A 12,650-nucleotide genomic window follows, 5' to 3' on the forward strand; every position below is an offset into this window, starting at 1 on the left:
GGAATGCGAGTTTCCATGTTTTATCTCCTTGAATATGCTGGAGATACAATGCCTTTTTGCTAATTATGTTCCAAAAGGGATATAGATATGCGCCAAAAGGAATAGGAAAAATCTAAAGCTAAGATCGAGATCATCATGGTGGGGCATTTTCTTTTGAAACTTTTGTTTAAAGCGCGTTCATAGAGAGTTTTTGTTGATCATAAAAAAGGGGGGTGAAAACGACAAGGCATGCCTATAGGGCTTTATGAGGTCATTATAATATAGATGCTGTTTTGTTTATATTCTTTCATAAATTTGAATTTTTATCTCATGACAACGTCTTGGTCGATAAACATATGATAAGCGTTACGAATGGGAATATATTTATGTTTCATAAATAAAAGCACATTTTGTATAGAGAGCTCTTTCTTTGTGTTTGCGCTATTGTATTCTTTTGACAAATGCTTTTCTTTTTGATTGTATCAAAAAGTTTAAAGAGAGACCTTGTTAGGATATAAAATGTTTCGTTCAACTTTTTTTAAAAATCGTGAAATCTATGGACCTCTTTGTATTGGATTTGATCCGAGCCATAAAGTTTTGCAATCGTGGAAACTAAGCTTTGATTATAAAGGTCTAAAAGATTTTTGTGATATTCTCTTAACAGCAGTTGTTGGTAAAGTAGGTATTATAAAGCCGCAAGTCGCATTTTTTGAATTATATGGTGTGGAAGGTCTTCAAGCTCTCAAAGAACTGATTGAAAATGCACACGAACAAGGCATATTGGTTCTGGCGGATGCAAAAAGGGGGGATATTGGCTCTACTGCTGAAGCCTATGGTAAGGCTTGGCTTGGTCCAAGTAGTGCGTTCAAGGTGGATGCCATGACAGTTAATCCTTTTTTGGGTTTTGATGCTCTTATTCCTCTGATAAAGGTTGCAGAAGAAACAGGAGCAGGGGTTTTTGTGGTTGTTCAGTCTTCTAATCCAGAGGGGAAACAAATACGAAATGCGCTTATTGGTGACCAGACACTCTCTCTTCATCTTGCACAGTGTATTTGTGATTATAATAGTCAGTCTTCGGTTATTCATCATAATATTGGCCCCATAGGTGCGGTTATAGGAGCGACATTAGGATCTGAATCAAAAGACACAATCGAGCAGTTAAAAAATAGTCTGTTTCTCGTTCCGGGTATTGGCGCTCAAGGTGGAACAATGACACAACTAGCAAATCAATTTCCACAAAGACTTTGGCAGAATGTTATTCCCTCTGTATCACGCTCTATTACAGATGCTGGACGAAATATTGTTGATTTAAAAAATGTTATCAATCATTTTGCAGAACAAGCGCAAAGCACACTGATGTCTTGAGGATTTTTGCATCTGTAATAAATCTGAAGAATTCTGAAAGGGAGGGGTTTTGAGGGGGATGCTTCCGATTTATCAAGAATCAACTGTCGCTTTGAGGTTTCTTTCAACAAGCACAGATGTCTTTTCATTGAATGTTAAGCGGGCATTTCATGTTGAGCGGGAGGCTATGTTCCTATTGAAAGTACAAATATTTTCAGTAGATTGCCTTAAGGGTAAAGGTTTGCATCTTTTAAAAGCAAAAGCTTATGCATATTGTTACCAGTTTTCAGTTGATAAAGTTATTGCAGCGTTTGTTTCTATAAGATAGACACACGTTATCGGTGAATATATATTGTTGTTAGAGAAAAATATGTTATCAAAACAAGAAAAAACCAAAGCCCGTTTACCCCGTGGGTTTGTTGATCGTACAAGTGCACAGTTGTATGCAACTGAAACAATGATTGCGCAAATTCGTGAAGTTTATGAACTTTATGGTTTTGAAGCACTGGAAACACCAATTTTTGAATATACAGATGTGCTGGGTAAGTTTTTACCGGATTCAGATCGTCCAAATGCGGGCGTTTTTTCGCTACAAGATGATGATGAGCAATGGATGTCTTTGCGCTATGATCTTACCGCGCCTCTTGCTCGTTATTTTGCCGAGAATTTTGAAGTTTTGCCAAAGCCTTATCGCAGTTATCGTCTTGGCTTTGTTTTTCGCAATGAAAAACCAGGTCCAGGGCGGTTTCGGCAATTTATGCAGTTTGATGCGGATATTGTTGGAACACCAACGGTAGCGGCTGATGCCGAAATTTGCATGATGGCAGCCGATAGTTTGGAAAAATTAGGGTTTCAGCATCATGAATATGCCATTCGTCTGAATAACCGAAAAATTCTCGATTGCGTTTTAGAGAAAATTGGTTTGGGGGGAAATGAGCAGGCTGAAAAGCGCTTAACTGTCTTAAGAGCAATTGATAAACTGGATAAATTTGGTTCTGAAGGGGTGCGTTTGCTTTTGGGAAAAGGGCGTTTGGATGAAAGTGGTGACTTTACAAAAGGGGCGGAGCTTAAGGAAAAAGAGATTGAGTGTATTCTTACCTTAACTGCTGTTGGAGCTGAAACAGCAGAAGAAACGCTTGAGGCTCTTAAAGAAGTGGTTGGTGATCATGTTCAAGGGCGTGAGGGAATTCGTGAGCTTGAGGAAATGCAAGCAATTTTTGCCGCAAATGGCTTTCAGAATCGTATCAAGATTGATCCATCGGTGGTGCGTGGACTGGATTATTATACAGGTCCTGTCTTTGAGGCTACGTTGCTGTTTGATGTTTTCAATGATGATGGGCAGAAAGTTGTTTTTGGCTCCGTTGGTGGTGGTGGGCGCTATGATGGATTGGTGGCACGCTTTCGTGGTGAAAATATTCCGGCAACAGGTTTTTCAATCGGGGTCTCACGCTTGATCGCTGCTTTGCAAAATCTTGAAAAGTTGCCTATGAAGGAGACAACAGGGCCGGTTGTGGTGCTGATGATGGATAAAGAGCCAGAGGCGGTTGCTGGTTATCAAAAAATGGTGATGCAGTTGCGTGGTGCGGGAATTCGTGCTGAGCTCTATTTGGGGGCATCGGGGATAAAAGCGCAGATGAAATATGCAGATCGACGCCAAGCGCCTTGTGTGGTTATCCAAGGCTCACAAGAACGTGAGAGCGGAAAAATACAGATTAAAGATTTGATTGAAGGGGCGCGTTTGTCTCATGAAATTAAGGATAATCAAACATGGCGTGAAAGTCGACCAGCACAAGTGACGGTTGATGAAGATCAATTGGTCAAAACAGTACAGGATATTTTAGCCGCCCAAAAATGATAATGGTAAAAGTCTTTATCGAAGTGATTGTTTGAAATATTTTGGAAATTTGAAATTCAATTTTTAAAATTTGTGCTTTGCTCGTTTATACGTGTTGGTGCACGCGTTCAAAAGCGGGGTTTTGAAGTGCGTGCGGCATAAAAGAGAGATTTTTAAGAGATAAATAAGCACTATTTGCTATAAAACGTGCCCTTCTGAGGATGCGATGATAATGCGTTAAAATGAGCAAAAAAATTGTAACGAACAAAAACTCTGAGAAAATTAAAAGGTTTCACGCAACGCTTTCCCAAAAGTTTATAAAAATATTGACAAGTTCATATTGGCTTCATCTTTGAATTCTCATCTATGAGTATCAAATCCTTTGATGTTCTCTTCTTAGACATTACAAAATTTAGCCTTATTGCAAAAGGAGGAAGAACTAGAGCGTTTTATCCTAAAAGACTTTTTAAGCTTCAAAAAACAATGGAATGACTTAAATCGAACAATTTTTTACAGGAGCATGTTTGGATGAATTGTAAGCTGCCATAATGGTAACTTACTGATAATATGCATTTTTCATAAAGTCAATTCTTTAACGGAGAAATGAAAATGGTCCAATATGATTTTACTCTGCTCTATGAACGAAATCCCTTTATTCTTGAAAGACCTGAGAATATTGGAAAATCATTTAAACTTCCTCCTTCAAATTTCGGATTTGAAGATCTTCCGCAAATTACCTTTTCAGGCGCCTCGTCGTGTCGGCGTATGATTTTTGGGTTATCATTTAGTGGTATGAAAGCATTTTTTGTGATGTTGTGGCAGGTAGGGAAAATGTTAGATGAGGGGGATGATGTGGATTTATGGTTTGATCAGATAACATTGGATCATGATATTCTTGAAGAATTTTTGACTTGCGATCTTTCAATTCAAGAACCAGAATATCTTAATTTTGAAAGTTTTAAAGAAGGTATCAAAGAATTAGAAAAGAATAAAATTGTAGCGAAGGGGACAAAAAAAGATTGTTATTTCATCAATCCAGATATTTTTGGTCTTCCTGAATGTGATGAAGATTTTGAGTTCGATGAAGAGGAAGAGATAGAAGCACACTTTACGGTAGAATACCCGAATAAACAACTCCTTTAATCGTTTTTCTCTTAGAGAAAAATAAAGGCTTAGAATAAATGGCTATGAGAACAGCAATGAGTCTGTTTAGGGTATGTGAATTGGAATGTTTGCGGGATCTGTTTTGATTTAATATTCTCCATGAATGGTTCTTTATGCAGAGCGGTTTTTATGCCATATTTTCTTCTTTTTATGAGACATAAGTTAATTTGAACTGTGCACCTCTTCAAACAAATGTTTGATCTGTATTTTCTTTCTTGGTACTTTTGTGAACTTTGCAGTAATGATGTTCATAGCTCTTGTATTTTGGCGCGTTTACGAGAGGTATTTTTACTCTTTTTAATCGTTTATTCATATGCCAATCCCGCTTGCTAATGAGCAAGAAAATAGTTTTAAGGGATTCAATATAAGAAGGGATAAAATAAAACAATCTTATGATATTCGGCTCCTCTCATTCAATATGCAAAATTATAAATTATCTTTATAAATCAAAGTATTGTTTAATACAAAGTTTTTCTCAGTATGAGAAATTTAGCATTGATCTTGCATATTTCATCAATACGTTAGTCCTTGATGTTTCTGAGAGAGTTTTGCATGAATTTGCGCATTTGGCAATTGCATCCCCATTTTTTGATAGCGTGCAACAGCTTTTAACTCTTTGATTTTTTAGCCCCACAACGGGTCCAGATTTTTCATCAGCAATTTTTCAAACTTTTTCAAAGCAGTTAAAACATAAAATATTTATTGAAAAAATTATTGCTGTAATCTTTTTTCACAGAAGGCGTACAATCAACTTATCGGGTCTGTTTTCACGAATAGATGTTGTAAAAAGTCAACGACACAAATCTTCCTCCTCAGAAAATTTGTGTCGTAAAATTTTGTTTAAATAGACGATTGGGGGAATTAGCTTTTCAATGCTTTTAAAACATGTTGTGGTGAAGAAACTTCATAAGGATCTGTTGCACAATTATCTGAAAAACCTGCTTCTTCGAACCATTGTTCAACCACACCATCATTAATAACAGCTGCATAGCGCCATGATCGCATGCCGAACCCAACATTGTCTTTTGCAACCAGCATACCCATTTTGCGTGTGAATTCACCAGAGCCATCGGGAATTAACTTCACGTTTTTGATATTTTGTGCTTTTCCCCAAGCATTCATGACAAAAGCATCATTGACGGAAAGACAATAAATTTCATCAATACCCGCTTGTTTAAATTCATCATAGAGCTTTTCAAAATCAGGCAGCTGAAAGGTTGAGCAAGTAGGGGTAAAAGCTCCAGGAAGAGAAAAAAGAATAACACGCTTTCCTTTAAAGTAAGCATCGCTGTTAACTTCTTGCCACCGATAAGGATTGTCTCCAGCCACTGATTCATCGCGTACGCGTGTGTGGAATGTTACATTGGGAACTGTTTTTTTCATCATCATGATGCTCCTGTATTCTTTTACGAAAATTTTGTTTTAAAACAGCCTTTGTATTTAAAAACATATGGTAAAAAGCGTTTTAAATAAAAGGGCTTCTTTAAAAATTCTTACTTCTAACGAGTGTGCAAATATTTCACACTTCCGTCAAGTAGAATTAATGGTCGACTTTGGATACTCTTCACCTTAAAATTATAGGAAATCATATAAAGGTATTGATATGACCATAAAGACAGTTTTAACCACGGCTTTTGAGGGGCAAAAACCGGGAACGTCTGGTTTGCGCAAAAAAGTGTCTGTTTTTCAACAACCCCATTATGTAGAAAACTTTATACAGTCTCTTTTTGATAACATTGGGCCTCTTGAAGGAAAAATGTTGATTCTTGGGGGGGATGGGCGCACTTTTAATCGTACTATCCTTCAGATTGTGTTGAAGATGGCAGCGGCGCATGGTGTCTCTTGTGTTAAAATGGGAAGGGGCGGTATTCTTTCTACACCTGCTGTTTCGCATCTTATTCGTAAAACTCATGCCCATGGTGGACTCATTCTTTCTGCAAGCCATAATCCTGGTGGTCCAGAAGGAGATTGTGGTATTAAATATAATATTTCCAATGGGGGACCCGCTCCTAATTCTTTATGTGATGCTATTTTTGCAACATCGCAACGTCTTTCTTTTTATAAAATTCTTGAAGCACCAGATATTGATTTAGATAGGCAAGGTACGATCTTTATGGGAGCCATGCGGATTGATATTATTGATCCTGTCGCTGATTATGTTGCTTTGATGCAGGAGCTTTTTGATTTTGACTGTATTGCCAAGGCTGTTGCTCGAGGTCTTACTTTACGGTTTGATGCCATGCATGCGGTAACAGGGCCTTATGCCCATGAAATTTTTGAAAAATGCTTAGGATTTTCTGAAGGGACGGTGGTTAATGGTATTCCTTTGCCAGATTTTGGAGGCGGTCATCCAGATCCCAATTTGGTTTATGCTAAGGATCTTTATGATTTATTGATGTCAGAGCAAGGACCAGATCTTGGCGCCGCCTCTGATGGTGATGGAGACCGTAACCTCATTATTGGTCGTCAACAATTTGTCTCGCCTTCGGATTCTTTGGCTATTATGGCTGAACATGCACACCTTATTAAAGGATATCGAAAAGGTGTTGTGGGGATAGCGCGCTCTATGCCGACGGGGCGTGCTGCTGATCTAGTTGCGGAAAAACACGGATTAAATTTTTTTGAAACGCCAACGGGATGGAAGTTTTTTGGAACCCTTTTGGATGCGGGAAAAGTAACCTTTTGTGGTGAAGAAAGCTTTGGAACGGGCTCTCATCACATCCGCGAAAAAGATGGTTTATGGGCTGTCCTATTTTGGTTAAATCTTGTAGCGGTAACAGAAAAAACTGTCGCACAGATTGTTCAACAGCATTGGTCCACCTATGGGCGTTTTTACACGTTACGGCATGATTATGAAGAAGTCGAAGCAGATAAAGCTTTGGCATTACTAGAGCATTTGCGTGCGCACTTACCACATGCAGGAACTGAAATTTCTGGATTTTTCGTCAAAAAAGCAGATGATTTTACATATCATGATCCCGTTGATCAGAGCGTTAGCACGCGGCAAGGTATACGTATTTTTTTCGAGAATGGAGCAAGGTTGGTGGTTCGTTTGTCGGGAACAGGGACGCTAGGTGCTACTTTACGACTTTATTTTGAACAGTATGAAAGTGATCCGCGCAAACACAATTTTAATCCGCAAGAAGTTCTCCAACCTTTGCAACAGGTAGCACTAAAACTGTTAAACATACAACAAGCATTGGGGCGAGATCGTCCTGATATTATCACCTAAGATCATTGGAATGTTTTTTTGTAAAGGTATGATGATTGATCACATGGATGTGATTTTAGGGGTGTGATTTTATGTGCATAAGGGAGAGCTTAACTCTATTTTTAGGCGAGACTTGTTTTTTCCACCTTTCCATATCAATCGGATTCCTAAAACTGCGGGATTCTTAAAACTAAATGCTGTAGGAAATTATAATCGAGCATAATCGGATCATTTATGTCCAATGGGTTTGCTCAATGGCTTGATAGCAATTTTTGTTTAATAGGGGAATGTTTCTCATACAAAACAAAATACGATCATTGTTGCACATTTCATATGTTTGTTTTAAAGAATCTTCTCTCTCAAGACACTAAAAACGCATCTTATGCGTGTTGCTTTGAAAGGGATAACCGGCCATCCATCCATTGAGCAGCACCATTTTTACGCTTATGAGAGAGTAAGACGGCACCATTATTCACTTTGCCCGCTTTCAATGTTGGCTCTTATATTTGAGAGTATTTAGTATTTTGGATAATCGTTTTACACGGATTTTCCTACTTGTAACATGCAAACAAAAGGCTTTGGTTGTTTCAATGTAAAAGGGGTTGAGAGAATCTCAGCTTATTTATCGGCTCTCATTCAATATACAAAACCATTAACTATGATCATAAATCAGTCTGTTCTCTAACATTATGACTGTTATCTTTACTTAAATAAAAGGTTAAGTTGGGGACATCATTTTCTTGTTTCTCAATGCTGCAATAGTTTTTAGCTCTCTGAGAACGTTTTATTCAGAGATGTTCCTTTTCTAATTGTTTTGTTATCCATTCGTTAATTGCATTGGTGATGTATAAGAAAATGATTTTGATTAATTTATTAGAGAGAATGCAGTGAGTAAATTTTATGATATGCGGGGGGCTTATTTGAGTTGTATAATGATCAATCATTTTTATAAACTTGTGTATAGTATGTGATGATAGCATTCATGAATACAGTTGGCAGATGAGGATTGAAACAAAGGGAAACATTTTTCTAAAATAATGGACAATAAGCACTTCTTGCTTTATGACCAGTCATAATGAATGTTTTTTCTAAAAAAGGGAAATTTATGACCCAATATCCCAAATGTCCTCGTTGTGATTGTCTTTATACTTATGAAGATGGTGAAAATTTTGTGTGTCCTGAATGCGCGCATGAATGGCCACAAAAAAACGATGATACGGTTCTTGCCAATACTGTTTATGATGCCAATGGTCAGATTTTAACAAACGGAGATACCGTTATGGTGATAAAAGATCTGAAAGTAAAAGGCGCTTCATCTGTTTTAAAAGGGGGGACGAAGGTAAAGAATATTCGCTTGGTGGATGGGGATCATAATATCGATTGCAAAATTCCTGGGATCGGTCAGATGAGTTTAAAGTCGGAGTTTGTGAAAAAAGTTTAGGCATTTATCTTCTTGCAATTGTTTTTGCATTTCGTTGGTTTTCTATTTTTACATTCTTCTCTAATTGGGCATATTTTTCTCCAATGGGCTTCTTTTCTTGTTTCATAGATTACACCAATCAGATAGGAGCAATATGTTTTCCTTTATTGCAAAGCCATGTATAGCAGAGAAATAGCGACTCTTTCTTTTCTTTTAATATGCGGTTATGAGGGGACTGGATGTTGACTCATAAGCAACAATAAAAGTGTGCGTTTTATGAGAAAAACAACGCCGTAAAGTAGACAAACTTATTTCTGCTGAATTGAAAAAATATTCTCATTTTTTTATCAGATAATTTCTCAAACAACCATAATAGATCTGGCTTCAATGTATTTATTTTTTATGGGTAGTTACACCTTTTGCGTCATATTTATGGAAATGAGATTGAAAATGATAGAGGAAATTCTTGATTTTAAGAATGGAAAAAGGACGCTATGATCTTGATAAGGTCTTATTGCCATGCATTTTCCAGCTCTTAGTACTGCAACAGTCTCTTATAAAAGTGTACATAAGAGCTATTAAAAATAGTTTTTGTTATTATCCAGTTTGTGCTGTGTAAGCGGACGATTTTGATTGATGCAATAAAAACAGAATTGAAATAAGAAAAATGTCAGAATTCTCATTCAAGTTGCAAAATGTGATCTTTGTCGAGTGGCTGAAACAACATATTGATTTATAATAATAAATTAGCGTTATTCATATTGAATTAGAACCCCGAATAACGTGGGATTCTCTCATTTCAAATCTGTTCCATGTTGAATCAATTAAAATCACTTGCTTGCACACCACAAGCGGGGCTGGCGTGTGGGTAAAAATGAGGAAAGAAAGGAGTAAAAATGACTCTTATGAATCGTCTTAATGAAAGAGCTGTCGCATCATTAGGGGCTGGCAGATATGATGATGGTGCCGGCTTGCTACAAGAAGTATTTTGCGTGATTTGTCGTTGGGAGCACTGAGAAAGATGAAGCAAATGGGCACTCTATCTTGCAATGTTTTCTTTTTTGGGTTTTCTTTTTTTTAACGAGGTCGTGTTTTCCTCGTTAAAATTGCATGACAAGATTATAAAACAAAATAAATTTAAAGTGCACATCCATGCATTGTACTTCTGTGTACGTATAAATTGGTTTATTGAAACAACTTATGCTCTTAAAAGGGCAGAAAGCTTTTTAAGGCATATGTGGAGGTGAAAGGTGAGTGAAGGTATCATTATTGGACAGATTTTTTTAACAGTACTCTATTTTTATGGCTGCATGGCTTACTTCGAGAATTTCAGGAATAAAATGACGTAAGATCTTTACATTCCATGTTTGAGCGCTGTTGAAGAGGGGCAATCGGTGTGGTTATTTTACCTATTGAGGTCAATATTTATTGTGGCATGGCTTCAACGCCTAAAACTTCAGGGATAAAATGGCGTAAAAGATTTTCAATACCATGTTTGAGGGTTGCCGTTGAAGAGGGACATCCAGCGCAGGAGCCGCGCATATTGAGATAAACAATACCATTTTCAAATCCACGAAAAGTAATATCTCCACCATCATTGGCAACCGCTGGGCGGATACGCGTTTCAAGCAGCTCTTTAATGGTTAAGACAATATCAGCATCTTTTTCGTCATAAAATTCTTCGTTAAGGGCATGGGTTTGTGCTTGTGTTGTAGCGTTGGTAGTGATCACTGGCTCATTGGATAGAAAATGTTCCATGATTGTGCCTAAAATGACGGGCTTGAGATGTTGCCATTCCCCTTCTTTTTTGCTTACGGTGATAAAATCATAGCCTAAAAAGACACCATTGATATTGGGAATATTAAACAGTTTAGCCGCCAAAGGTGAGTTTTTAGCTGCTTCTTCAGGGTCACGAAATTCTAATACGCCCTCAGAAAGAACCACGCGTCCTGGCAAGAATTTAAGAGTTGCAGGATTTGGGGTGGTTTCAGTTTGAATAAACATAGATTCTCCTTTTATAATGAAGGCTTGGGAAGATCTTACATTGTAGAATATTATATTTTTTAGGCAATAGATCTAATATCTTCATCGGCAAGATTGCTAGGAATAACAATGACAGGGATTGAAAAAGCTGTTCCTTTATTCCCGATTAATTGAACAAGGGGTCCTGGTCCTTCTGTATGTCCACTGGCTGCTAAAACAATCAGTGCAATCCTTTTATCTTCGTCGATCAGTTTAGAAATCTCATCAATTTTTTTTCCTTCACGCACTACTATTTCTGTTTCAAGCGCATGGGTGGTGCGGACTTCACTGGCAATGTCTCCTAATATTTTATGAGCACTTTGCTTTGATTCTGTACGCATAACGTTGTTTACACCCAGAAAATGTTGAAATTCTACACTATCAACGACACAAAGTAATACCAATGTTCTACTGGTATTTTGGGCATGCTGTGCGGCAAACGCAACGGCACGCCGACACTCTGGTGTTTCATCGATAATAACTAAGTTTTTTTTCTTTGGTTCTTTTTTCGGATTTTGGGGTTTGGAAATCATGCACTTTCTCTATTTTGTACAAACGATTTTTTTGCTCTCTACAGTTTTTAGTTTTATTATTTTTATGTATCGTGCAAAAATCCAATAATTTCACGAATTTTTTTCATATTTTCTTCTGCGAGCATACTAGCACGTTTAGCGCCATCATGCAAAACAGAGTCGATATAATCATTTTCTTGATGAAGGCGACGTAATTCTTCTGTTATAGGGGCAAGCTTATGGACAACAAGGTCGGCTAGAGCTGTTTTAAAATGCGAAAATTGTTGACCAGAAAATTCTAAAAGAATCTTTTCTTTGCTAACTTTGGCAAAGGCGGCATAAATACCAAGCAGGTTATCTACTTCTGGTCGTTCTTTTAAAGCGGCAAGGGTATCGGGAAGTGGAGCCGAATCCGTTTTGGCTTTGCGTATTTTTTTTGCGATAAGATCAGCGTCATCGGTCAAATTAATGCGTGAAAAATCTGAAGGATCTGATTTTGACATTTTTTTCGTCCCATCGCGCAAAGACATAACGCGTGTGGCTGTTGTTCCAATCAGTGCTTCTGGAAGAGGAAAAAAGCCTTGTCTTTTTTCTTCATCTGTTTGCATAGAGATGCCAAAATTTAATTCGGCAATACGCTGTGCATAGTCGTTGTTAAATTTTTGTGCAATATCGCGTGTGAGTTCAACATGCTGTTTTTGATCTTCGCCTACTGGAACATGCGTTGCACGATAGACTAAAATATCAGCAGCCATCAAAGTGGGATAGGCAAAAAGCCCGATGGATGCTTTTTCGCGATCTTTTCCCGCTTTATCTTTAAATTGTGTCATGCGTTGAAGCCAGCCGATACGGGCAACACAATTAAAAATCCAGGCGAGTTCAGCATGTTGAAAAACACGTGATTGGTTAAAAATAATGTGTTTTTGAGGATCAATACCGGCGGCTAAAAAAGCTGCTGTCACTGTTCTGGTGGATTCGCGTAAAGTAAAGGGATCTGGGTTGACTGTGAGCGCATGCATATCCACAACACAATAGAGGCAGTGATGAGAGTTTTGCAGTTCAACCCAACGCTGAATGGCTCCAAGATAATTGCCAAGATGTAAATGACCACTCGGTTGTACGCCGGAAAAGACAAGTGGTGTGAAGGTATCCATAGGAGTGCTC

General features: G+C 37.8%; 10 protein-coding genes and 1 pseudogene. 7 read left to right on the forward strand and 4 right to left on the reverse strand.

All coding sequences use genetic code 11. The features are described from left to right. Positions 1-498: 498 nt before the first annotated feature. The 4 genes from pyrF to ACFINK_RS07080 all read left to right on the forward strand — a co-directional run bounded on the left by pyrF (position 499) and on the right by ACFINK_RS07080 (position 4,300). On the forward strand, positions 499-1,344 hold the full coding sequence (pyrF, locus tag ACFINK_RS07065; RefSeq protein WP_375627884.1) for an orotidine-5'-phosphate decarboxylase: 846 nt from the start codon (positions 499-501) through the stop codon (positions 1,342-1,344). Positions 1,345-1,393: 49 nt separating this feature from the next. Continuing rightward, positions 1,394-1,651: a hypothetical protein gene (locus ACFINK_RS07070; RefSeq protein WP_375627885.1), complete on the forward strand. Its 258-nt coding sequence runs from the start codon at positions 1,394-1,396 to the stop codon at positions 1,649-1,651. A 42-nt stretch (positions 1,652-1,693) separates the two neighbouring features. After that, positions 1,694-3,178 carry a histidine--tRNA ligase gene (gene hisS / locus ACFINK_RS07075; RefSeq protein WP_375638515.1) on the forward strand — a complete coding sequence of 495 codons (1,485 nt, stop codon included), beginning with the start codon at positions 1,694-1,696 and terminating at the stop codon, positions 3,176-3,178. A 588-nt stretch (positions 3,179-3,766) separates the two neighbouring features. Beyond that, positions 3,767-4,300, forward strand: coding sequence for a replication protein (locus tag ACFINK_RS07080; RefSeq protein ID WP_375613583.1), 534 nt, complete (start codon positions 3,767-3,769; stop codon positions 4,298-4,300). A gap of 882 nt (positions 4,301-5,182) precedes the next feature. Here ACFINK_RS07080 and ACFINK_RS07085 read toward each other — a convergent pair. Then, entirely contained in the window at positions 5,183-5,707 is a 525-nt protein-coding gene (locus ACFINK_RS07085) for a peroxiredoxin (RefSeq protein WP_375613588.1), read from the reverse strand. A gap of 217 nt (positions 5,708-5,924) precedes the next feature. Here ACFINK_RS07085 and ACFINK_RS07090 point away from each other — a divergent pair, with 217 nt between their 5' ends. From ACFINK_RS07090 to ACFINK_RS07100, 3 genes and pseudogenes are all read left to right on the forward strand, one after another. Continuing rightward, positions 5,925-7,553, forward strand: coding sequence for an alpha-D-glucose phosphate-specific phosphoglucomutase (locus tag ACFINK_RS07090; protein ID WP_375613582.1), 1,629 nt, complete (start codon positions 5,925-5,927; stop codon positions 7,551-7,553). Positions 7,554-8,637: 1,084 nt separating this feature from the next. Continuing rightward, positions 8,638-8,973, forward strand: a complete 336-nt coding sequence (locus ACFINK_RS07095) for a zinc ribbon domain-containing protein YjdM (protein ID WP_273790940.1) — start codon at positions 8,638-8,640, stop codon at positions 8,971-8,973. An 875-nt stretch (positions 8,974-9,848) separates the two neighbouring features. Further along, positions 9,849-9,929, forward strand: a pseudogene (locus tag ACFINK_RS07100) (DUF4102 domain-containing protein); the annotation flags it as partial. Between the two features lie 448 nt (positions 9,930-10,377). Here the strand turns inward: ACFINK_RS07100 and ACFINK_RS07105 are convergent. The 3 genes from ACFINK_RS07105 to trpS all read right to left on the reverse strand — a co-directional run bounded on the left by ACFINK_RS07105 (position 10,378) and on the right by trpS (position 12,640). Further along, positions 10,378-10,956 carry a NifU family protein gene (locus ACFINK_RS07105; protein ID WP_273723704.1) on the reverse strand — a complete coding sequence of 193 codons (579 nt, stop codon included), beginning with the start codon at positions 10,954-10,956 and terminating at the stop codon, positions 10,378-10,380. A gap of 59 nt (positions 10,957-11,015) precedes the next feature. After that, entirely contained in the window at positions 11,016-11,507 is a 492-nt protein-coding gene (locus ACFINK_RS07110) for a universal stress protein (protein ID WP_375612177.1), read from the reverse strand. Positions 11,508-11,569: 62 nt separating this feature from the next. After that, the gene (trpS, locus tag ACFINK_RS07115) at positions 11,570-12,640 is read right to left on the reverse strand and encodes a tryptophan--tRNA ligase (protein WP_375613581.1); all 1,071 of its coding nucleotides are present in this window, start codon (positions 12,638-12,640) and stop codon (positions 11,570-11,572) included. Between the last annotated feature and the right edge of the window lie 10 nt (positions 12,641-12,650).

This window comes from Bartonella sp. AA16NXGY (assembly GCF_042197325.1).
Classification (GTDB): Bacteria; Pseudomonadota; Alphaproteobacteria; order Rhizobiales; family Rhizobiaceae; genus Bartonella.